Origin of the sequence: Klebsiella sp. K47, from assembly GCF_051858335.1 — a bacterium.
GTDB classification, from domain to species: Bacteria; Pseudomonadota; Gammaproteobacteria; order Enterobacterales; family Enterobacteriaceae; genus Klebsiella; species Klebsiella pneumoniae.
In genome coordinates, this window is sequence record NZ_JBPYUI010000008.1 from 30,232 (window position 1) to 52,850 (window position 22,619).

Consider the following 22,619-nt stretch of genomic DNA (forward strand, 5'->3'; position numbering starts at 1 on the left):
CCTACGCAGCAACTATCGGGGATGAGACGGCGGCATTAGGCCTTCAACTAAGCGCTAAAGGCTACAAGGCCAGCGGTTGCAACGCAATCCCGAGAATTGAGCGTACAGTCTTCTGTACGGCGTTTCAGATTTTACTCAGGCCAGAGCCTGTCTGGCCCGAGTAAGGGCAGAGCATTAGAACTGCATCAGTTCCGCTTCTTTGTCTGCCAGCGCCGCGTCAACTTTTTTGATGGCGGCGTCAGTCATTTTCTGCACGTCGTCCTGAGAACGGCGATCGTCATCTTCGCTGATCTCTTTTTCTTTCAGCAGCGCTTTGACTTTATCGTTGGCGTCACGGCGAACGTTACGCACGGCAACGCGCGCCTGCTCGGCTTCACCACGCACGATCTTGGTCAGGTCTTTACGACGCTCTTCGGTCAGCGGCGGCAGCGGGACACGAATATCGCTGCCGGCAGAGCTTGGGTTCAGACCGAGGTCGGAGGCCATGATCGCTTTTTCAACGGCCGCGGACATAGAACGGTCAAAGACGTTGATTTTCAGGGTACGGGAGTCTTCGACGGTGACGCTGGCCAGCTGGCGCAGCGGGGTCGGAGTACCGTAGTATTCAACAACAATCCCGTCCAGCAGGCTCGGAGAAGCACGACCCGTGCGAATTTTGCTGATTTGGTTTTTGAATGCTTCGACGCATTTTTCCATGCGGATTTCAGCATCTTTTCTGATATCGCTAATCACGTTACGAATCCTTGAAAGCTTGTCTCAGTCAGACCAGACGGGACACCCGTCGGAAAATGAGCTAAGTATAGTCAGATTTAATGAAAATCACCGGGCAATATCCCCGCGAAAGTAAAGCGGAATATTACCCGGATTTGGCGCTGACGGGAATTATTCCGTGATCAATGTGCCTTCTTTTTCGCCCATCACCACGCGACGCAGGGCGCCAGGTTTGTTCATGTTGAAGACGCGAATCGGTAATTTATGGTCACGCGCCAGGGTGAAGGCCGCCAGATCCATGACTTTCAGCTCTTTTTCCAGAACTTCGCTGTAGGTCAGCTGATCGTACATGGTGGCAGAAGGATCTTTTGCCGGGTCAGCGGTGAATACGCCGTCAACCTTAGTGGCTTTCAGCACCACATCGGCTTCAATTTCGATACCGCGCAGGCAGGCTGCGGAATCGGTGGTAAAGAACGGGTTGCCGGTACCAGCGGAGAGGATCACTACGCGGTTGTTGCGCAGCAGGCTGATCGCCTCTGCCCAGCTGTAGTTGTCGCATACGCCGTTCAGCGGAATGGCGGACATCAGACGAGCGTTCACATAGGCGCGGTGGAGCGCATCACGCATTGCGAGGCCGTTCATGACCGTTGCCAGCATGCCCATGTGGTCGCCCACAACGCGGTTCATACCCGCTTTCGCCAGACCAGCACCACGGAACAGGTTACCGCCACCAATTACTACGCCAACCTGAATACCCAGCTCAACCAGCTCTTTGATCTCCTGAGCCATGCGGTCAAGTATGCTTGCATCAATACCGAAGCCTTCTGAGCCCTGCAGCGCTTCGCCACTTAATTTCAGCAGAATACGTTTGTAGACGGGTTTTGCATTGGTAGCCATGTTTCTTTCCTGAGACTGTCAACGAATGAGATGTGTTAATTCCGGCGACATTGTATGTCGCATTTCAGCGCGGCCACTATAAGCAGTTGGCTGAATTTACAAAATGGGCGCAAAAAGAAGCCGCCCTCAGGCGGCTCCTTTTTTTAAAAATTAAGACTGCTTGGACATCGCAGCAACTTCTGCTGCAAAGTCAGTCTCAACTTTCTCAATGCCTTCGCCCACTTCAAAGCGGATGAAGCCAGTCACGTCAGCGTTGTGCTCTTTCAGCAGCTGGCCAACAGATTTGCTCGGCTCCATAACGAAAGGCTGACCAGTCAGAGAAACTTCGCCGGTGAATTTCTTCATGCGGCCTTCAACCATTTTCTCTGCGATTTCTTTCGGCTTACCGGACTGCATCGCGATGTCCAGCTGAACCTGGTACTCTTTCTCTACCACTTCAGCAGACACGTCTTCCGGCTTAACGAATTCCGGCTTGCTTGCAGCAACGTGCATTGCCAGCTGCTTAACCAGCTCTTCGTCAGCGCCTTTAGCGGCAACCAGAACGCCGATACGCGCACCGTGCTGGTAGCTGCCCAGAACGTCGCCTTCCAGAACAGCGATACGACGGATGTTGATGTTCTCGCCGATTTTAGCAACCAGCGCAACACGTTCTTCTTCGAACTGCGCTTTCAGAACTTCAACGTCGGAGATTTTACCTGCAACAGCGGCGTCCAGTACTTTGTCGGCAAATGCCTGGAAACCACCATCTTTAGCAACGAAGTCAGTCTGGCAGTTAACTTCCAGAATGTAACCGTAGTTGCCTTCGATTTTGGTTTTGATCACGCCGTCAGCAGCCACGTTGCCTGCTTTCTTCGCCGCTTTGATCGCGCCGGATTTACGCATGTTTTCGATTGCCAGCTCGATGTCGCCATTCGCTTCAGTCAGCGCTTTTTTGCAATCCATCATGCCTGCGCCAGTACGTTCGCGCAGCTCTTTTACCAGGGAAGCGGTAATTTCAGCCATTCTAAAATCCTCGGGAGATGTGGATACTGCCCGGCCAACGGCCAAACAGCGTAAATTGAAAAAAGGGGCCGATAATGGGCCCCTATTCATACACGGTACTAATAAGGGCTTAAACCTTATTATTCAGCTTCTACGAAGCTTTCTTCCGCCTGAGAAGCCAGGTCCTGAGAGCGACCTTCACGAACGGTAGCAGCAACAGCGCCCAGGTACAGGCTTACTGCGCGGATTGCATCGTCGTTACCCGGGATAACGAAGTCTACGCCGTCCGGATCAGAGTTGGTATCAACGATAGCAAATACCGGGATGCCCAGGTTGTTTGCTTCTTTGATAGCGATGTGCTCGTGGTCAGCGTCGATAACGAACAGTGCGTCCGGCAGGCCGCCCATATCTTTGATACCGCCCAGGCTGTTTTCCAGCTTGTCCAGCTCACGAGTGCGCATCAGCGCTTCTTTCTTGGTCAGCTTGTCGAAAGTACCGTCCTGGGACTGAGTTTCCAGGTCTTTCAGACGTTTGATGGACTGACGAACGGTTTTCCAGTTAGTCAGCATACCGCCCAGCCAGCGATGGTTCACGAAGAACTGATCGCAGCTCAGAGCAGCGTCTTTTACCGCTTCGCTTGCAGCGCGCTTAGTACCAACGAAAAGGATTTTACCTTTACGAGCAGCGATCTTGTTCAGTTCAGCCAGAGCTTCGTTGAACATCGGTACGGTTTTCTCAAGGTTGATGATGTGAACTTTGTTACGCGCGCCGAAGATGAAAGGCTTCATTTTCGGGTTCCAGTAACGGGTCTGGTGACCGAAGTGAACACCAGCCTTGAGCATGTCGCGCATGGAAACAGTTGCCATGTTTAAAACCTCTATAGATTAAATTGGGGTTATGCCTCCACGTATCCCATATTACCGACCCCGAAGGGCACCCCGGAATATGTGCCGATACGTGTGTGTTATTACACAAAGTGAGCTATGTCGCTTACGTCCATCCTTGTGTATCTGAGATGGAACGGAAGTCCGGCGCGCTTTATACCACAAAATCCATCCAGACACCAACTCTTGTTGACGTCGCGTGCTGTTAATGATTCTCAGTTTGGCACCAGCCTGCCCGGACTGTTACCATTGACAGGACTTACTCTATTATTGTCGAAAATATCGACACTGCTGGACATACTCCATGGCTATCTCTATTAAGACATCTGAAGACATCGAAAAAATGCGCGTTGCCGGCCGCCTGGCCGCCGAAGTGCTGGAAATGATCGAACCCTACGTCAAACCGGGCGTCAGCACCGGCGAACTGGACCGCATCTGTAACGACTATATCGTTAACGAGCAGAAGGCCATTTCCGCCTGCCTCGGCTATCACGGCTATCCGAAATCCGTCTGCATTTCGGTCAATGAAGTGGTCTGTCACGGTATCCCTGATGACGGCAAGCTGCTGAAAGATGGCGATATCGTCAATATCGACGTGACCGTCATTAAAGATGATTTCCATGGCGATACCTCCAAAATGTTTATCGTCGGCAAACCGACGATTCTCGGCGAGCGCCTGTGCCGCATCACTCAGGAAAGCCTGTACCTGGCGCTGAGAATGGTGAAGCCAGGCATCAACCTGCGCGCGATCGGCGCGGCGATCCAGAAATTTGTGGAAGCCGAAGGTTTCTCCGTGGTGCGTGAGTACTGTGGCCACGGCATCGGCCGCGGGTTCCATGAAGAACCTCAGGTTCTGCACTACGATTCGCCGGAGACCAACGTCGTACTCAAACCAGGCATGACCTTCACCATCGAGCCGATGGTCAACGCCGGTAAAAAAGAGATCCGCAGCATGAAAGACGGCTGGACGGTGAAAACCAAAGACCGGAGCTTGTCTGCGCAGTACGAGCATACTATTGTGGTGACAGACAACGGCTGCGAAATTCTGACGCTACGCAAGGATGACACCATCCCGGCGATAATCTCGCACGATGAATGATGAAAAGCCGGCGCCCGCCGGCTTTTTTATTAGATAGTTTTTTCTTATGGTGACGCGATGAGCAACTCATTACCTGACACAGCCTCCCCTCTCCTGCCCGTCCCGCCGGAACACCCGGTGAGTTGGCCCCAGGGCGATCTGAACTGTGCCGCAATCAAGGCGCACATCGATACCTTCCAGCACTGGCTGGGCGAGGCGTTTGACTCCGGCATCGTCGCGGAGCAGCTCATCGCGGCGCGCACCGAATTTATCGACCAGTTGCTGCAGCGATTATGGATCGCCTGCGGTTTTGAATCCGTCAGCGACCTGGCGCTGGTCGCCGTCGGCGGCTATGGCCGTGGCGAACTGCACCCGCTCTCAGACGTCGATCTGCTGATCCTCAGTCGTAAAAAACTGCCGGACGACCAGGCGCAAAAAGTCGGCGAACTGCTCACCCTGCTGTGGGACGTCAAGCTGGAGGTAGGCCACAGCGTACGCACCCTCGTAGAGTGCCTGCTGGAAGGTCTCTCGGATCTGACCGTTGCCACCAACTTAATCGAATCGCGCCTGCTGATCGGCGACGTCGCGCTGTTCCTTGAACTGCAAAAACATATTTTTAGCGACGGCTTCTGGCCATCGGAAAAGTTCTTCGCCGCCAAGGTCGAAGAGCAGAACGTCCGTCATCAGCGCTATCATGGCACCAGCTATAACCTCGAGCCGGACGTGAAAAGCAGCCCCGGCGGCTTGCGCGATATCCATACGCTACAGTGGGTGGCTCGCCGCCATTTCGGCGCCACCTCAATGGATGAGATGGTCGGCTTCGGCTTTCTGACCGAAGCCGAGCGCAATGAACTCAATGAGTGTCTGCATCAGCTGTGGCGCATCCGTTTCGCGCTGCATCTCGAACTCACGCGCTATGACAACCGTCTGCTTTTCGACCGCCAGCTCAGCGTGGCCCGCCGGCTAGGCTATGAAGGCGACGGCAACCAGCCGATTGAGCATATGATGAAGGACTTCTTCCGCGTTACCCGCCGGGTGAGCGAGCTGAATCAGATGCTGCTTCAGCTGTTTGAGGAGGCTATCCTCGCCCTGACCGAGGATGAAAAACCACGCCCGATCGATGATGATTTCCAGCTGCGCGGCACCCTTATCGATCTGCGTGACGACACGCTGTTTATTCGCGAACCGCAGGCCATTCTGCGCATGTTTTATATCATGGTGCGCAACAGCACCATCACCGGCATCTACTCAACGACGTTGCGCCATCTGCGCCACGCCCGCCGTCATCTCACCCAGCCGCTGTGCTATATCCCGGAGGCGCGCACGCTCTTTCTTAGTATGCTGCGCCATCAGGGGGCGGTAAGTCGCGGGCTGCTGCCGATGCATCGCCACAGCGTACTGTGGGCCTATATGCCGCAGTGGTCGCATATCGTCGGCCAGATGCAGTTCGACCTGTTTCACGCCTACACCGTCGATGAACACACCGTCCGGGTGATGCTCAAGCTGGAAAGCTTTGCCAAAGAAGAAACCCGCAGCCGCCACCCGCTGTGCGTGGAGCTGTGGCCGCGCTTAACGCACCCGGAGCTGATCTTAATTGCCGCCCTGTTCCACGACATCGCCAAAGGGCGCGGCGGCGACCACTCGATCCTCGGCGCGCAGGATGTGCTGAAGTTTGCCGAGCTGCACGGGCTGAACTCGCGCGAAACGCAGCTGGTCGCCTGGCTGGTGCGTCACCACCTGCTGATGTCGGTCACCGCCCAGCGGCGCGATATTCAGGATCCGGAGGTGATTAAGCAGTTCGCCGAGGAGGTGCAAACGGAAAATCGTCTGCGCTATCTGGTGTGTCTGACCGTCGCCGATATCTGCGCCACCAACGAAACCTTATGGAACAGCTGGAAGCAGAGCCTGCTGCGTGAACTCTATTTCGCCACCGAGAAGCAGCTGCGTCGCGGCATGCAAAGCACCCCGGACATGCGCGAACGAGTGCGTCACCATCAGCTGCAGGCGCTGGCCCTGCTGCGGATGGACAATATTAATGAAGAGGCGCTGCATCAGATCTGGAACCGCTGCCGCGCCAACTATTTCGTGCGACATACGCCGACGCAGCTCGCCTGGCACGCCCGCAACCTGCTGCGCCACGATCTGAATAAACCGATGATCCTGCTGAGCTCGCAGGCCACCCGCGGCGGTACGGAGATTTTTATCTGGAGCCCGGATCGCCCTTACCTGTTCGCCGCGGTGTGTGGCGAACTTGACCGTCGCAACCTCAGCGTCCACGACGCGCAGATCTTCACCACCCGCGACGGTATGGCGATGGATACCTTTATCGTCCTTGAGCCCGACGGCAGCCCCCTTTCCGCCGACCGCCACGAGGCGATCCGCCAGGGGCTGGAGCAGACCATCACTCAGCGCAGCTGGCAGCCTCCGGCCCCGCGTCGTCAGGCGGCAAAGCTACGCCATTTTTCCGTGGACACCGAGGTGAATTTCCTGCCGACCCATACCGACCGAAAATCGTTTCTGGAGCTGATAGCGCTCGACCAGCCCGGGCTGCTCGCCCGCGTCGGGCAGGTGTTCGCCGACCTCGGGATATCGCTTCACGGGGCGCGAATTACGACAATTGGTGAGCGAGTAGAAGATTTATTTATAATCGCCACCGCCGACCGGCGTGCCCTTAATAATGAGCTGCAACAAGAAGTGCAACAACGGTTGACAGCGGCCCTCAATCCAAACGATAAAGGGTGACGTATTTTTTTTAGTGAATGGAAAGAAACAATGCAGCAGTTACAGAACGTTATTGAGTCCGCTTTCGAGCGTCGCGCCGACATTACGCCGGCTAATGTGGATACCGTGACCCGCGAAGCGGTTAACCAGGTTATCGCCCTTCTTGATTCCGGCGCGCTGCGCGTCGCTGAGAAGATCGACGGTCAGTGGGTGACGCATCAGTGGCTGAAGAAGGCGGTACTGCTCTCTTTCCGTATTAACGATAACCAGGTTATCGATGGTGCGGAAAGCCGCTACTTCGATAAAGTGCCGATGAAATTCGCTGACTACGACGAAGCGCGTTTTCAGAAAGAAGGTTTCCGCGTGGTGCCGCCGGCCGCCGTGCGCCAGGGCGCGTTCATCGCCCGCAACACTGTGCTGATGCCGTCCTACGTTAACATCGGCGCCTACGTTGACGAAGGCACCATGGTTGATACCTGGGCCACCGTCGGCTCCTGCGCGCAGATCGGTAAAAACGTGCATCTGTCCGGCGGTGTCGGCATCGGTGGCGTACTGGAGCCGCTGCAGGCGAACCCGACCATCATCGAAGATAACTGCTTCATCGGCGCGCGCTCTGAAGTGGTTGAAGGGGTGATTGTCGAAGAAGGCTCCGTCATCTCCATGGGCGTTTACCTCGGTCAGAGCACCAAAATCTACGATCGCGAAACCGGCGAAGTCTTCTACGGCCGCGTACCGGCTGGCTCGGTGGTGGTCTCAGGCAACCTGCCGTCGAAAGATGGTAAATACAGCCTGTACTGCGCGGTGATTGTGAAGAAAGTCGATGCCAAAACCCGCGGCAAGGTCGGCATTAACGAACTGCTGCGCACCATCGACTAAAGCAAATAAAAAGCGGGAGATATCCCGCTTTTTTTATATTTGATGCTGGCGAAAATGGATTTTTTCGTTAATTATTCAATGGTTATGATGCTATCAAAGGTACCGTTATGTACGATAATCTGAAAAGTCTTGGCATTACCAACCCTGATGAGATCGATCGCTATAGCCTGCGGCAGGAAGCTAACAACGACATTCTGAAAATCTATTTTCAGAAAGACAAAGGCGAATTCTTCGCCAAGAGCGTGAAGTTCAAATATCCGCGTCAGCGCAAAACCGTCGTCGCCGACGGCGTCGGCCAGGGCTACAAAGAGGTCCAGGAGATCAGCCCCAATCTGCGCTACGTTATCGACGAGTTAGATCAGATCTGCCAGCGCGATCGCACTGAAATCGATCTCAAGCGTAAAATCCTCGACGATTTACGCCATCTGGAAAGCGTGGTCACCAATAAGATCAGCGAAATCGAAGCCGATCTGGAAAAGCTCACCCGTAAGTAAGAGCATCCCGGCGGCGCGTTGCCTGGCCGGGCTGGTGGTCTCTATCCACTCCAGACAGCATGCATCGTCCAGGCCGGGTATGGCGCGTCGCTGCCCGGCATTTTTTTGCCTCCACGTCTTAGCGTTGTTCGTCCAGCTGCAGCGCGATATACAGCAGCAGCCTGTCGTCAAAGCTACCGAGATCCAGGCCGGTCAGCTCCGAGATACGGTTCAACCGGTACTCCAGCGTATTGCGATGAATAAACAGCGCCTTTGACGTCGCCAGCGGCTGCACGTTATGGCGAAACCACGCCTGCAGCGTCCGCCGCAGCAGCCCGTTGTTGTCCATGGCCTTCAAACGCGCCAGCGGACGGGCCAGCTCATTGGCCTGCCAGCCGCCGCGCAGGCTGTCAAGCAGCACCGGCAGCATTAGATCCTGATAGAAATAACTGCGGCTCTCCGGCATCCGCTGCTTGCCAACCATCATTGTCGTCCGTGCGGTACGGTAAGAGCGGGCGATACTTCCTGGGCCGGTGAAGAAGTTGCCCAGCGCCACGCGAAAGCGCAGCTGGCCATTCTCTTTCATCCTGGCGATAAGCTGCTCGACGCGCCGGACGTGATCGTCAGCGTCCCAGCGGCCAAAGCTGTTCAGCGCCGGTTTCAGCACCACCATTTCCGTGAGCGAGACAATGGCCACCAGATTATTGCGATCGGGGGTGGTCAGCGCGTTCTGTAACTGTTGCAGTTCCGCCATCGCGCTGTCCACGCCGAGCTGACCGCTGTCTACCTCAATCATCGCCACCACGCGCGGCTGATTGAGATCGATGCCTAAACGCTGAGCCCATTCGTTCAGCGCCGGGGTATGCTCTTCCGCCTGAATCAGGTTCATCACCAGCTCTTCGCGCAGACGGCTGTCCTGGGCCAGGAGATGCATCAGCCGCGACTGCTCCAGCATCATCTCTGCTGTCATGCACACCAGCTCGCCATATTTTCGCAGCGACTCCGGCTCGCCGGTCAGGCCGATCACCCCGACGATCTCCCCCTCCAGGCGCAGCGGCAGGTTAATCCCCTGGCGAACCCCGTGCAGATGGCGAGCGACCGCGTCGTCGATATCCACCACCCGCCCCTGGGAGAGGACCAGCAGCGCGCCTTCGTGCAATTCACCAATCCTTTCCCGATCGCCGCTGCCGATGATCCGCCCGCGGGCATCCATCACGTTGATATTGGTATCGATGATGCGCATGGTCCGCGCCACAATATCCTGCGCCATTTTGGTATCAAGATGCCAGCCAGCCATGTAGTCCTCCCCTTTGCTGGGCACCAGCATAAAAGAGTCATCGTCGCGCTGCATTGTGCATTTGCACTAAGCCGGGGTGAGATATGTGGAGTTGTGGGGGCGGTCACAGAACGAAAAAAGCCCCTGCCCTCGGCGAGGGAAGGGGCTGGGAAGCGAGCGCTGGCGGTTACTGCAACAGCAGATAGATAGAGGCGTCGCCGCGCTGAATGTTCAGCGCCAGTACGGACGGTTTGGCGTCGAAGATTTTCCGCAGATCGGCGATGTTTTTCACCGGCTGCTGATTCGCCCCGACGATGACGTCGCCTTTCTTGAGGCCAATCTGTGCCGCCGGGGTACCGGCTTTCACATTATTGACCACCACGCCCTTATCCTGACCCTTATTGCTCATTTCCGCCCCTTCAATCCCGTTGAAGATGGTGCTGGAGTCAACCTGGGTCTGGTTGCTCTGCTGCAGTTCGACGGTCACGGTCACCGGTTTGCCGTCGCGCAGCAGACCAAGCTCAACTTTGCTGCCGATAGGCATGGTGCCGACCTGGGCACGCAGCGCGGCGAAGCTGCTGATCGCTTTCCCGTTGAGGGAGGTGATGACATCGCCGGCTTTAATGCCCGCTTTCGCGGCCGCCGAACCTGGCATTACCTGGCTGACGAAGGCCCCGCGCTGGGCATCGACTTTCATCGCTTTCGCCAGCTCAGAGTTCAGTTCGGTGCCCATAATGCCGAGCTCACCGCGTTTCACCTGGCCATATTTCACCATCTGCTCGGTCAGGTTTTTCACCATGTTGCTCGGGATAGCAAAACCGATACCGATGTTGCCGCCGTCCGGCGCCAGAATGGCGGTGTTGATACCGATCAGCTCGCCGTTGAGGTTCACCAGCGCACCGCCGGAGTTCCCGCGGTTAATCGCCGCATCGGTCTGGATAAAGTTTTCGTAGTTTTCCACGTTGAGGCCGCTACGGCCCAGCGCGGAGACAATCCCGGAGGTCACGGTTTCGCCCAGACCGAACGGGTTGCCGATAGCCACGGTGTAATCACCGACGCGCAGCGCATCGGAGTCGGCAAGCTTAATCGCCGTCAGGTTTTTTGGATCCTGAATCTGAATCAGCGCGATATCAGAGCGCGGATCTTTGCCGACGACTTTGGCATCAAACTTACGGCCATCGCTCAGCTGAACCTTAATCGTGGTGGCGTTGTCCACGACGTGGTTGTTGGTCACCACATACCCTTTGGCGGCATCAATGATGACGCCGGAGCCCAGCGCCATAAATTTCTGCTGCTGGCCGCCGTCAGGCTGACCGCCCTGTCCGCCGCCCTGGCAAAACGGCGAACTCTGGAAAGGAGAACCATCCTGGCAGAACGGCGAATTATCGCCAAAGAACTGCTGGAAGTTACGTGGCATCCGTGGGGTATTAACGGTGGTGCTACCTTCAACGTTAATGCTCACCACCGACGGCATCACCTTCTCCAGCATCGGGGCCAGGCTTGGCATCTGCTGTGCATTAGTGGCCGAAGATGCCGTTTCTGCCGCGCTCGCAGAGAGCGGGGACAACGCCAGACCTAAACTCAGAGCCAGTGCACTCATTGCTAACGTGGTTTTTTTCATCAGTTTCAATCTCAATATCAGGTAACGAAAGTTGCTGTGTACGTGACTATCAGAGTCATTTTATAACGCTAAGTTCCGGAATTAAGTTTCTGGAAAAAGTAAAAATTTATTGTCCATCTTTACAAAACTCCAGCCTATTCCACCGCCATGAGTCGCCGATATTCATCCCACGCATACAAATCCGTCATCCCGCTGATATAGTCCTGAATCAGACGGCAGCGATAATAGTATTCCATCAGCGCAAATTCGGGCGCCGTACGCGCCAGTTTATTTACCGCTTCAACATAGGCCAGCCGGTGACGGGTCGAAAGTTTCTGATACAGCCGGGAGGCAATGGGTAAACGTCGTACCCGCTCCTGCGCTACTAATTCGCTGAAATCCTCCAGCGATAATTTCAGCAGCGGCTGATAGATATCCAACAGGCCGCTGATCACCCGGTAGCCCTGCAATTCCAGCTGCTCAACATCCGGATGGCTAAAGACCTGTTTTATCGCCACATTTTTATAGAGCTCCAGTAGCTGACTGCAATCGCTGTCGTCCTCCAGCAACGCATGATTAAAGTCCCCCGTGAAGATTGCCGGCAGGTTGTCAATAAATCGGCGCGCCGCGTAGGGCACCAGCTTATTCAGCGTATTCACCCGCAAATACATAAAAAACTGATCTTCCGCGCTCTGCTTCAGATAATTGGCTCGCGATTTCTCCCAGGCATTTTCTACTACCTGCGAAAATAACGAGCCTTTTTCATGACTGCCCCAGGCGTCGTAAAGATGCTGATAGAGCTGTTCTGCGCTAAAAATACGTTTTTCCACCGCGTCCTCGAGATCCGCGACGCAATATGAGATGTCATCCGCAGCCTCCATAATCCAGGTTAATGGAAACCGATTGTAAGGCGCGAGATCCAGTTCTTTACGCAAACGCGCGACATACTCTTCTTCGGCTAAATAATAGCCAGGTTTCTTCATTAAATAACTGTGGCTGGCCGGCGTCTCCTCAGACCACCACGCCGGACGAGTATATTTCAGGATACATCCCACCTGCGCCCAGGTCAGGTTCATACGCATTAGCGTATGGACCAGACGAATGCCCTGCGCGTTGCCCTCAAAGCTGCAGAGATCCTGGCGCACTTTACGGCGCAGCGCATTAAGCGATGTCTCTCCGTCATGCAGGCGTAAGGCCTGCACTTCGCAGCGATCGTCGGTCAGCGGCTGCCCGAGCGCATCGCCGGGCGCCAGGCGCTGACGGAACCAGTCGTTAATCGCCGCTTCGCCAAAATGGCCAAACGGGGGATTGCCGATATCGTGCATCAGGCAGGCCATCTCCACCACGCTCTCGAATGGCCCGGTCAGCTCTTCCAGGCCATACTCTTCCAGCAGCCTCAGCTCTTTCAGCCGGCTCAGCACCTCTTTGGCGATATAGCGCCCCACCTGCTGCACCTCCAGCGAGTGGGTCAGGCGAGTGCGCACCGCCGCGTTGCGCTCGAGCGGGAAGACCTGAGTTTTTTGCTGCAGGCGGCGGATTGCCGGCGAGTTGACGATCCGTCCCCGATCGCTTTCAAAGATCCGCAGGATGTCGCGCTCCGTCTCCACCCGCGGCGGCGAACGGAAGCGTCGACGCCAGTTTATCTTGTTGCGAAAATCAATCTTTGCCATAGCCTCTCCCGCGCGAGCAATACGCTTCCCCTTAAGCGCATGATAGACTATGCAACTAAACCTGACACATCGCGAGTAAATCTATGAAAATTGGCATTATTGGCGCTATGGAAGAGGAAGTTACCCTTCTGCGCGACAAAATCGAAAACCGCCAGACCATCACCATTGGCGGAAGCGAAATCTATACCGGCCAACTTCACGGCGTTGACGTCGCTCTGCTGAAGTCTGGTATCGGAAAAGTAGCGGCGGCGATGGGCGCGACCCTGCTGCTGGAGCGCTGCCAGCCTGACGTGATCATTAATACCGGTTCTGCCGGCGGCCTGGCGTCGACGCTGAAGGTCGGCGATATCGTCGTCTCCGATGAAGCGCGCTACCACGACGCCGACGTCACCGCCTTCGGCTATGAATACGGCCAGCTCCCTGGCTGCCCGGCGGGTTTTAAGGCGGATGAAAAACTGGTGGCCGCCGCAGAGAGCTGCATTAAAGCGTTAGATCTCAACGCCGTTCGCGGCCTCATCGTTAGCGGGGATGCCTTCATTAACGGCTCTGTCGGTCTGGCGAAGATCCGCCATAATTTCCCGCAGGCGATCGCCGTGGAAATGGAAGCGACCGCCATCGCCCACGTCTGCCATAACTTTAAGGTTCCCTTCGTGGTGGTTCGCGCTATCTCCGACGTGGCCGACCAGCAGTCCCACCTCAGCTTTGAGGAGTTCCTTGCGGTCGCCGCCAGACAGTCCACCCTGATGGTGGAGAATCTGGTACAGAACCTGGCACGTGGCTAAGTCGCTATCCTTCGCGCTTGCCGCGCTGCTGTTACTCGCCCCGGCGTGGCTGCTGGCCGCGCCGCGGGTGATCACCCTCTCCCCCGCCAATACCGAACTGGCCTTTGCCGCCGGGATCACGCCGGTCGGCGTCAGCAGCTATTCCGATTATCCTTCGCAGGCCAAAACGATCGAACAGGTTGCCAGCTGGCAGGGAATGAACCTGGAACGCATCGTGGCGCTCAAGCCAGACGTGGTGCTGGCCTGGCGCGGGGGCAATGCCGAACGCCAGGTTAACCAGCTGCAGTCTCTGGGTATTCACGTCCTGTGGGTACAGACCTCGACCATAGAAGAGATCATCGCTACCCTGCGTGAGCTGGCGCAGTGGAGCCCGCAGCCGGAAAAAGCGCAGCAGGCGGCGCAGGCGATGCAGCAGGAATACGATGCGTTGAAAGCGCGCTATGCCAACGCGCCGAAGAAACGCGTCTTCCTGCAGTTCGGCTCCGCACCGCTGTTCACCAGCGGCCCCGGTTCGATTCAGGATCAGGTGCTAAGGCTTTGCGGCGGCGAGAATATCTTCGCCACCAGCCGCGTTCCCTGGCCGCAGGTGAGCCGCGAACAGGTGCTGGCCCGCCAGCCGCAGGCGATCGTGGTGACCGGGGATGCCAGCCGCATTGCCGAAGCGCAGCGCTTTTGGCAACATCAGCTCACCATTTCGTTGATTGCGTTACACAGCGACTGGTTTGAACGCGCCGGCCCACGTATTATCCTCGCCGCCAAACAACTTTGTGCGGCGCTTGACCAGGTAAAATAATCATCCGGCACACCGGATGTTCAGTGGGAATCAACGATGCTTGTCTATTGGCTGGATATTATTGGCACAGCTGTCTTCGCGATCTCCGGCGTACTGCTGGCCGGAAAACTGCGTATGGACCCATTCGGCGTGCTGGTGTTAGGGGTAGTGACGGCGGTAGGCGGCGGGACCATCCGCGACATGGCGCTGGCGAATGGCCCGGTATTCTGGGTCAAAGATCCCACCGATCTGGTGGTGGCGATGGTCACCAGCATGCTGACCATCCTGCTGGTCCGCCAGCCTCGCCGGCTGCCGAAATGGATCCTGCCCGTTCTTGATGCCGTCGGTCTGGCGGTGTTTGTCGGCATTGGCGTCAATAAAGCTTTTCTCGCTGGCAGCGGCCCGCTGGTCGCGGTGTGCATGGGGGTGGTGACCGGCGTCGGCGGCGGGATTATTCGCGACGTGCTGGCGCGGGAAATTCCTATGATTCTGCGTACCGAAATCTACGCCACCGCCTGTATCGTCGGCGGTATTGTCCACGCCACGGCACACGACACCTTTCATCTCCCGCTGGAGAATTCGGCAATGATGGGGATGGTGGTCACCCTGGTAATTCGTCTGGCGGCTATTCGCTGGCATCTGAAGCTGCCGACGTTTGCCCTGGACGATAACGGTCGGTAATAAAAGCAAAACGGTAACCTTAAGGTTACCGTTTTTAGGGTTTGCTCCCTCCCGCTGGGGGAGAACTCGCTTTAAACGCTGAACGAGGAGCCGCAGCCGCAGGTGCTTTTCGCGTTCGGATTGGTCACGATAAAGCGCGAACCTTCCAGCCCTTCGGTATAGTCGACCGAGCCGCCGACCAGATACTGCAGGCTCATCGGGTCAACCACCAGGCCGACGCCCTGTTTCTCAATGGTCATATCCCCTTCGTTCACCTGATCGTCAAAGGTGAAGCCATACTGGAAACCGCTGCAACCGCCGCCGGTGATATACACGCGCAGTTTCAGGTTCGGATTATCTTCATCCGCAATCAGGTGTTTTACTTTATTGGCTGCGGCTTCGGTAAACTCCAGCGGCAACGCTACGTCATCACTCATTTTCTGCTCCCATTGATACTTCCGGCCGGTTAAAGAATAACCGGACCTTTTGAGCCATTATCTAATACCCTGGTAAATCGTTCAAGTATTCTCCCGGGGAGCCTGCTGCGCTTTTGCCGCCTGCTCGGCTTCCTGCTTCGCCAGAGTACGCTGCAGAATGGTCGAATACAAAGGCTTACCGCCGAGGAATTGCGCCAGTAGTGTTGCGCCAAGGCAGGTAATAATCATTGGCAAAATGAGCTGATAGTTATCGGTCATCTCCAGCACCAGCACGATCCCGGTCAGCGGCGCACGCACCGAGGCGGCGAGCAGCGCCCCCATACCGGCAATCGCGAAGGTGCCGGCATCGAGATGGTAGGCCGGAAACAGCGGAATAGCCGCCATGCCGAACGCCGTGCCCAGCAGCGTGCCGAGCGCCAACATAGGCGCGAAAATGCCCCCTGGCGCGCCGGAAGAGAAGCAGATCAGCGTGGTCACCACGCGGGCAATAAAGATAAACAGCAGCAGTCCGACGGAGAAGTTACCGGCAGCGGCGATAGGGATCAAGTTAAAGCCACCGCCCACCGCGGAGGGCTGCATCAGCCCCAGCAGACCGCAGAGCCCGCCGATTAATCCGCCAATAAACACCCATTTTTTGATGTTGCCGCCGTGGATGCGCTGGAACAGATCCTGAGTGCGCAGCACCAGAAAATTAAACAGCGGGCCAAAGCAGCCAAACAGCATGCCCAGCACCAGATACAGCCATAGGGTATTTACCGGGGCGTTGCTTAGTTTACCCACCTCAATGATCGCCGCTTCGCCGTTGAAAATGCGAAACACAATGCTCGACATGATCACGCCGGTAAACACCGCTTTAATGGAGATCAGATTGTAGCGGAACTGCGGGCGCATCTCTTCGATGATAAACAGAATACCGGCCAGCGGCGCATTAAAGGCCGCCGAAAGCCCCGACGCCGCACCGGTCGCCAACAGCGTATGCCGCGCTTCCGGACTGCGCATGCGGAAAACGTCCAGCACCATGCGCCCAATGTTGCCGCCAAGCTGTACCATCGGTCCTTCACGACCCAGCACCATCCCGGCGCCAAGGGTCCCCATGCCGCCAACGAATTTCACCGGCAGCACGCGCCACCAGCGCACCGGCCGCAGCTCCTCCAGCGCGCCCTCAATTTCCGGAATCCCGGAGCCGCCGGCCTCCGGCGCAAAGCGACGCACCAGAAAATAGCCGACCATCGCCAGCAGCGCCGACAGGATAAACGCCAGCGGCCAGACCAGATACCAGTGGTCCGCCACCTGCGCCAGCGCGCCGATCCGCTGGTTCTGCACCCAGTTCACGCTCTTTTCAAAGGCGACGCCCACCAGCCCCGCCAGCGTGCCGACCACTGCCGCCATAAACAGCACCGCCAGCGGCGTTTTATCGCGTTGAATCAGACGGCGCACCGCATCGCCGCGACGCACCCGCACAAACTGATGTGCTTCAAAAGAGGGAGTTTCTGCTTTCATGCCGTTATCAATTATTGGTAATACAAATGAAGAGAGCGGCATTTTAGCCGTCCCGGCGCGCTGCGTCGTCAAAAAAATGCCCTTGCGGCACATTGTTTCAATTGGGCAAAACTTTCATAACCATCCTGGAATAACTTAGAATAGCCGATAAAACATTTTTCACGAACCAGGACCCTGGCCATGAGCAAATCTGAAAATCTGTACCACGCTGCGCGCGAACTGATCCCCGGCGGCGTTAACTCGCCGGTGCGCGCTTTCACCGGCGTCGGCGGCACACCGCTGTTTATCGAACGCGCGGATGGCGCTTACCTCTATGACGTGGATGGGAAAGCCTATATCGATTATGTCGGTTCCTGGGGTCCGATGGTGCTGGGCCACAACCACCCGGCTATCCGCAATGCGGTGATCGAGGCGGCATCCCGCGGCCTGAGCTTTGGCGCGCCGACCGAAATGGAAGTGAAAATGGCGGCCCTGGTGACCGAGCTGGTGCCGACCATGGATATGGTGCGGATGGTGAACTCCGGTACCGAAGCCACCATGAGCGCCATTCGCCTGGCGCGCGGCTTCACCGGACGCGACAAAATCATTAAGTTCGAAGGCTGCTACCACGGCCATGCCGACTGCCTGCTGGTGAAAGCCGGTTCCGGCGCGTTGACCCTCGGCCAGCCGAACTCGCCGGGCGTCCCGGCCGATTTCGCCAAACATACCCTGACCTGCACTTATAACGACCTCGCCTCGGTGCGCGCGGCGTTCGAGCAGTATCCGCAGGAGATCGCCTGCATCATCGTCGAGCCGGTGGCCGGAAATATGAACTGCATTCCGCCGCAGCCGGAATTCCTGCCGGGCCTGCGCGCCCTGTGCGACGAATTTGGCGCCCTGCTGATTATCGACGAAGTGATGACCGGCTTCCGCGTGGCGCTGGCAGGCGCTCAGGCTTACTACGGCGTGGAGCCGGATCTGACCTGTCTGGGGAAAATCATCGGCGGCGGGATGCCGGTAGGCGCCTTCGGCGGCCGCCGTGAGGTGATGGATGCCCTGGCTCCCACCGGTCCGGTCTATCAGGCGGGCACCCTCTCCGGCAACCCGATCGCCATGGCGGCTGGCTTCGCCTGCCTGAACGAAGTGGCGCAGCCGGGGGTCCATGAAACCCTGACTGAACTGACTAACCAGCTGGCGCAAGGCCTGCTGGATGCGGCACGTGACGCCGGGATCCCGCTGGTGGTCAATAACGTCGGCGGCATGTTCGGCATCTTCTTTACCGATGCCGAAACCGTCACCTGCTATCAGGACGTGGTGAAGTGCGACGTTGAACGCTTCAAGCGCTTCTTCCATCTGATGCTGGAGGAAGGCGTGTACCTGGCGCCGTCAGCGTTTGAGGCCGGCTTTATGTCCGTGGCCCACAGCGAAGAAGATATCGACAACACCATCGACGCCGCGCGTCGGGTATTTGCCAAGCTGTAAGGTGCTTGAATGCCTGGTGGCGCAGGGATTTTCCCGGAGGAGGCGCATTGCGCCTTATCCGGGCTACCAAATCGCACAGCGCTGTAGCCCCGGTAAGCGATAGCGCCACCGGGGATGTTGAAGCCATCCAGGACCGTTAGCGACTCTGCTTTCTCAGCAAATAAATAAAGTAAGGCGCGCCGATAAAGGTCGACAGTAGCCCCGCCGGGATCTGATACGGGAACATCATCATCCGTCCGCACCAGTCGGCGAAGACCAGCAGCAGCCCGCCAGTCAGCCCTGAAATCACCATATGCGGTAGGGTTCGCCGGAAGCCCATCATCCGCGCGATATGCGGCGCCATCAGCCCGACAAAGCTCAGCGGGCCGATGGTCAGCGTCGCCGCCGCCGTCAGGCAGGCCGCCAGCAGCAGCAGAACAATCCGCGATGACGTCAGCGCCATGCCCACCGCTCGCGCCGCCTCCCCGCCCAGCGGCAGGATGGTTAACCAGCGACGACAGAGCGGCGCCAGCGCCAGCAGCGCCAGCATTACCGCGCCGCTACGCACCACCCTCTCCGGCGTCGCGCTATATGTCGACCCCGAGATCCACGTCAGGATCTGCGCCATACGCGGATCGCCGCTGGCCTGCAGCATCATCAGCAGCATAGTGAAGGCGGTGCTCAGCGCCATCCCCGCCAGCAGCATCCGATGCGGCGAGAAGCCGCCGCGCCCGGCGGCGAGCATAATGATCAGCAAGGTGGCCGCCGCGCCAAGGCTGCCGGCCGGCAGCAGCCAGCCAAAGGCGTCGCCAGGCACGAAGAACAGCATCAGCACCACGCCAAAAGCCGCGCCGGAGCTGATGCCCAGCACTTCCGGGCTGGCCATCGGGTTGCCGGTCAGGCGCTGGATAATACAGCCGGCGACCGCCAGCATGACCCCGGCGAACAGCGCCGACAGCACCCGCGGCCAGCGCCAGGGCAGCAGTTGCTCCAGCAGATCGCCGTGGGCCCACAGCCAGCCGTGGGCATCGCGACCAAAGGCCAGCGCCACGCTCACCGCCAGCAGCAGCAACGCGACGCCTGCGAGAACAAACCATTGCACATGATAGCGCTCAGGCTGCACATTATCGCCGCCGTTCATCACCGGGGCGCTGATGCTGCGCAACCGCGGCAGCAGCCACAGCAGCAGCGGCGCGCCAATCAGGGCGGTGACCGAGCCGGTGGAGACTTCCCGCCATACCCGGCTCAGCCAGAGGATCACCTGATCGGAAAGCCACAGGAGCAGCGCGCCGATCAGCGCCGCCAGCAGCAGCCGCGCCAGCAGCCGACGGGCGCCAAGCATTTTCGCCAGCAGCGGCGCGAACAGGCCGATAAAGCCGATAATCCCTACCGCGTTCACCAGCAGCGCGCTGATGACGATCGCCAGCGTCAGGGCGCCGAGGCGCGCCAGGGACAGCGCCAGCCCGAGGTTACGCGCCACCCCGTCATCGAGCCCCATCAGGGTCAGCGGCCGCAGCAGCAGCAAGGTGAGTATTGCCCCGCCAAGCAGCTGCGGCCACAGGCGCTGCGCCACGCTCCAGTCGGTCTGCGTCAGCGTCCCGGTGCTCCACAGGAACATGCTTTGCAGCTGGTCGTGATGGAAAATCACCATCAGCTGGTTAAGCGCGCCACAGTAAAGGCTGACCACCAGCCCCGCCAGGATCAGCGTTACCGGCGACAGGCGCTTGCCCCACGAGACGCCAAACACCAGCGCGCCCACCAGACAGGCCCCGGCCAGCGCGGCGAATTGCGACGCCAGCACGCCGGGAATAGCCCATAACGTGGTGACCGTTATCCCCAGCTGCGCGCCGGTGGCGACGCCAAGGGTGGTCGGTTCCGCCAGCGGATTACGCAGCACCTGCTGGAACAGGACACCAACCAGTCCCAGCCCGGCGCCCACCAGCAGCGCAACAGCCAGTCTCGGTAACAAACTGTAATGAAACAGCATTTGGGCAATATCATCGACATCCGGCTGCCACAGCGCCTGCCGCCACTGCGCATAGGGCAAGGCGACATTGAGGTTGACGATGCTCAGCGCGAAGGCGACGCCCAGCAGCCCGGCCAGCAGGATAATAGCTAACGGCGAGAGACGCGTATTCATGCCGGACTCCCCTGGGCATCAGCCAGCACGCGGGCAAAATGCATCGCTGACAGCGTCGCGCCGTAGAACCAAACCGCCGGAACGCGCTGGAAGCGGCCCGCGCGCACGAAGGGCATCGCCTGCCATAGCGGCGTCGCCAGCAGTTGAGCCATATCTCGCTCATTGCCATGGTCGAAACAGATGACATCGGCTTCGTTAAATGCCGCCAGCCTGTCGATGCCAACGCTAACGCTTCCCCAGAATGCCGCTTCGCCGTGCCAGGCGTTTTTAATACCAAAGCGATCAAGCACCTCCTGGAACAGGCAGTTTTCGCCAAACACCAGCACGTGGCGGGGATCGAGCAGAGAGATCATCAGCAGCGGACGATCGCCGCGCCCGGCAAAACGCGGACGCAGGCTCTCCATCAGCGCGTCGAACTCCGCCAGATGGCGCTTCGCCTGCTGCGTTTTGCCCAGCAGATCGGCCATTTCCAGTAGCGAACGCTGGGCCATCGCCAGCGGCCGTTTGCCGTCGCTGAAGGTGAAACCGCGGCCGGGCGCGATACGCGCCAGCTTCTCCGGCGACGGGCCGTAGCCCGCCGACCAGACGATAAACGACGGTTTCATCTGCGTCAGCAGTTCAAGGTTGGGTTCGGTACGCAGACCAACATCGATCACCGAGTCGGGCAGCGCGGGTTCGTTCACCCACAAGCGATAGTTGGGAATATCGGCCACGCCATAGGGCGTCACGCCGAGCGCCAGCAGCAGCTCCGCGGGCAGCCACTCCAGGGCGACCACGCGCTGCGGGTCGACGTCGGCCGCCTGCGCGCCGCGCATCTGCCACAGCAGCGGCGAGAGCGCCATCGCGATCAGCAGGCGGCGTCGGGTTATCAGAGTTGGGTTCATCATCAATAGACAAAGCTTACCGGCGCCGCACCGGCCGGGTGTGGCAGGATCCCCATCGGGATGCCGTAGATCTGTTCCAGAGTGTCGCTGCGCATCAGTTCCGCCGGCGTCCCCTGAGCAATCATTTCTCCGCCGCGCAGGGCCACCAGATAGTCGCAATAGCGGGCCGCCATATTAATATCGTGCAGGACGGCGATCACCGTCAGGCCGCGCTGCTGGCTGAGACGATGCACCAGCGCCAGAACATCGACTTGATGAGCAATATCCAGCGCCGAGGTGGGTTCATCGAGCAGCAGGCAGCGACTGTCCTGCGCCACCAGCATGGCGATCCACGCCCGCTGGCGTTCACCGCCGGAGAGGCTGTCCACCAGACGATGAGCGAGCGGCTTCAGCCCCACCAGCGCAATCGCCTCTTCTACTTTCTCACGGTCCGCTGCGCCAAAGCGACCCAGCGCGCCGTGCCATGGATAGCGGCCGATCGCCACCAGCTCGCGCACCGTCATACCTTCGGCCGGCGGCAGCTGCTGCGGCAGATAGGCCACTTTGCGGGCAAAGGCTTTGCTGCCCCAGCTCTCCAGCGGCTGCCCGTCCAGCAGCACTTCGCCTGCGGAGGGCGGCTGATGACGGCCAAGCATTTTCAGTAACGTCGACTTGCCGGAGCCATTATGGCCGATCAGGCCTGTGACTTTTCCGGTCGGGAAGGTGAGCGAGAGCGGATGGAGCAATGTGCGGCCAGGCACACGGAAAGTGACGCGATCCAGCGCGAAGGTGGTTTCTGCGTGCGGAGTCTGTTCCTGCATAGCGATAACCTGATAGAGGGCGCGGCGAACCGCGCCC

20 protein-coding genes are annotated in these 22,619 nt (G+C 58.2%); 8 read left to right on the top strand and 12 right to left on the bottom strand.

The features are described 5' to 3' along the window. Window positions 1–174 precede the first annotated feature (174 nt). The 4 genes from frr to rpsB form a co-directional block, all read right to left on the bottom strand. Window positions 175–732, bottom strand: coding sequence for a ribosome recycling factor (frr, locus tag RRF55_RS09710; protein ID WP_002889308.1), 558 nt, complete (start codon window positions 730–732; stop codon window positions 175–177). 150 nt (window positions 733–882) lie between these two features. Next, window positions 883–1,608: a UMP kinase gene (gene pyrH / locus RRF55_RS09715; RefSeq protein WP_002889306.1), complete on the bottom strand. Its 726-nt coding sequence runs from the start codon at window positions 1,606–1,608 to the stop codon at window positions 883–885. Between the two features lie 150 nt (window positions 1,609–1,758). Further along, complete coding sequence (gene tsf / locus RRF55_RS09720) at window positions 1,759–2,610, bottom strand: translation elongation factor Ts (protein WP_004151930.1); 852 nt, start codon at window positions 2,608–2,610, stop codon at window positions 1,759–1,761. A 119-nt stretch (window positions 2,611–2,729) separates the two neighbouring features. Further along, on the bottom strand, window positions 2,730–3,455 hold the full coding sequence (gene rpsB / locus RRF55_RS09725; RefSeq protein ID WP_002889299.1) for a 30S ribosomal protein S2: 726 nt from the start codon (window positions 3,453–3,455) through the stop codon (window positions 2,730–2,732). A 322-nt stretch (window positions 3,456–3,777) separates the two neighbouring features. Between rpsB and map the strand changes: the two genes are divergently transcribed. From map to RRF55_RS09745, 4 genes are all read left to right on the top strand, one after another. Continuing rightward, window positions 3,778–4,572: a type I methionyl aminopeptidase gene (gene map / locus RRF55_RS09730; protein WP_011977676.1), complete on the top strand. Its 795-nt coding sequence runs from the start codon at window positions 3,778–3,780 to the stop codon at window positions 4,570–4,572. Window positions 4,573–4,629: 57 nt separating this feature from the next. Then, complete coding sequence (gene glnD, locus RRF55_RS09735) at window positions 4,630–7,293, top strand: bifunctional uridylyltransferase/uridylyl-removing protein GlnD (protein ID WP_439419121.1); 2,664 nt, start codon at window positions 4,630–4,632, stop codon at window positions 7,291–7,293. 30 nt (window positions 7,294–7,323) lie between these two features. Further along, window positions 7,324–8,148 (top strand): 2,3,4,5-tetrahydropyridine-2,6-dicarboxylate N-succinyltransferase, encoded by an 825-nt coding sequence (gene dapD / locus RRF55_RS09740; RefSeq protein ID WP_002889295.1) that lies wholly within the window; start codon window positions 7,324–7,326, stop codon window positions 8,146–8,148. A 107-nt stretch (window positions 8,149–8,255) separates the two neighbouring features. Then, window positions 8,256–8,642 (top strand): DUF3461 family protein, encoded by a 387-nt coding sequence (locus RRF55_RS09745; protein ID WP_002889292.1) that lies wholly within the window; start codon window positions 8,256–8,258, stop codon window positions 8,640–8,642. A gap of 118 nt (window positions 8,643–8,760) precedes the next feature. Here RRF55_RS09745 and cdaR read toward each other — a convergent pair whose 3' ends face one another. The 3 genes from cdaR to dgt all read right to left on the bottom strand — a co-directional run bounded on the left by cdaR (window position 8,761) and on the right by dgt (window position 13,167). Further along, window positions 8,761–9,918: a DNA-binding transcriptional regulator CdaR gene (gene cdaR, locus RRF55_RS09750; protein ID WP_002889289.1), complete on the bottom strand. Its 1,158-nt coding sequence runs from the start codon at window positions 9,916–9,918 to the stop codon at window positions 8,761–8,763. 166 nt (window positions 9,919–10,084) lie between these two features. Beyond that, a complete protein-coding gene (gene degP / locus RRF55_RS09755; protein WP_004145870.1) occupies window positions 10,085–11,518 on the bottom strand; it encodes a serine endoprotease DegP in 1,434 nt (477 codons plus the stop codon). A gap of 134 nt (window positions 11,519–11,652) precedes the next feature. Then, on the bottom strand, window positions 11,653–13,167 hold the full coding sequence (dgt, locus tag RRF55_RS09760; RefSeq protein WP_032414543.1) for a dGTPase: 1,515 nt from the start codon (window positions 13,165–13,167) through the stop codon (window positions 11,653–11,655). A gap of 83 nt (window positions 13,168–13,250) precedes the next feature. Between dgt and mtnN the strand changes: the two genes are divergently transcribed. The 3 genes from mtnN to RRF55_RS09775 are packed head-to-tail and all read left to right on the top strand — an operon-like array spanning window position 13,251 to window position 15,402. Then, window positions 13,251–13,949, top strand: a complete 699-nt coding sequence (gene mtnN, locus RRF55_RS09765) for a 5'-methylthioadenosine/S-adenosylhomocysteine nucleosidase (protein WP_002889282.1) — start codon at window positions 13,251–13,253, stop codon at window positions 13,947–13,949. Further along, the gene (gene btuF, locus RRF55_RS09770) at window positions 13,942–14,742 is read left to right on the top strand and encodes a vitamin B12 ABC transporter substrate-binding protein BtuF (protein ID WP_002889279.1); all 801 of its coding nucleotides are present in this window, start codon (window positions 13,942–13,944) and stop codon (window positions 14,740–14,742) included. The genes mtnN and btuF overlap by 8 nt, the downstream gene beginning before the upstream one ends. Before the next feature lie 36 nt (window positions 14,743–14,778). Then, window positions 14,779–15,402: a TRIC cation channel family protein gene (locus RRF55_RS09775; protein ID WP_002889277.1), complete on the top strand. Its 624-nt coding sequence runs from the start codon at window positions 14,779–14,781 to the stop codon at window positions 15,400–15,402. Between the two features lie 71 nt (window positions 15,403–15,473). On the opposite strand, the gene erpA is transcribed toward RRF55_RS09775, so the two are convergent. Both erpA and clcA read right to left on the bottom strand, forming a co-directional pair. Then, window positions 15,474–15,818: an iron-sulfur cluster insertion protein ErpA gene (gene erpA / locus RRF55_RS09780; RefSeq protein WP_002889275.1), complete on the bottom strand. Its 345-nt coding sequence runs from the start codon at window positions 15,816–15,818 to the stop codon at window positions 15,474–15,476. An 81-nt stretch (window positions 15,819–15,899) separates the two neighbouring features. After that, complete coding sequence (clcA, locus tag RRF55_RS09785) at window positions 15,900–17,318, bottom strand: H(+)/Cl(-) exchange transporter ClcA (RefSeq protein WP_004191940.1); 1,419 nt, start codon at window positions 17,316–17,318, stop codon at window positions 15,900–15,902. Between the two features lie 180 nt (window positions 17,319–17,498). Here clcA and hemL point away from each other — a divergent pair, with 180 nt between their 5' ends. Further along, complete coding sequence (hemL, locus tag RRF55_RS09790; RefSeq protein ID WP_002889272.1) at window positions 17,499–18,779, top strand: glutamate-1-semialdehyde 2,1-aminomutase; 1,281 nt, start codon at window positions 17,499–17,501, stop codon at window positions 18,777–18,779. A gap of 136 nt (window positions 18,780–18,915) precedes the next feature. Here the strand turns inward: hemL and fhuB are convergent, their stop codons facing one another. The 3 genes from fhuB to fhuC are packed head-to-tail and all read right to left on the bottom strand — an operon-like array spanning window position 18,916 to window position 22,582. Then, window positions 18,916–20,898 carry a Fe(3+)-hydroxamate ABC transporter permease FhuB gene (gene fhuB / locus RRF55_RS09795; RefSeq protein ID WP_004147134.1) on the bottom strand — a complete coding sequence of 661 codons (1,983 nt, stop codon included), beginning with the start codon at window positions 20,896–20,898 and terminating at the stop codon, window positions 18,916–18,918. Then, on the bottom strand, window positions 20,895–21,785 hold the full coding sequence (gene fhuD, locus RRF55_RS09800; protein WP_004147133.1) for a Fe(3+)-hydroxamate ABC transporter substrate-binding protein FhuD: 891 nt from the start codon (window positions 21,783–21,785) through the stop codon (window positions 20,895–20,897). Before fhuD ends, fhuB begins: the two co-directional genes overlap by 4 nt. Continuing rightward, window positions 21,785–22,582 (bottom strand): Fe3+-hydroxamate ABC transporter ATP-binding protein FhuC, encoded by a 798-nt coding sequence (gene fhuC, locus RRF55_RS09805; RefSeq protein ID WP_002889212.1) that lies wholly within the window; start codon window positions 22,580–22,582, stop codon window positions 21,785–21,787. The genes fhuD and fhuC overlap by 1 nt, the downstream gene beginning before the upstream one ends. Between the last annotated feature and the right edge of the window lie 37 nt (window positions 22,583–22,619).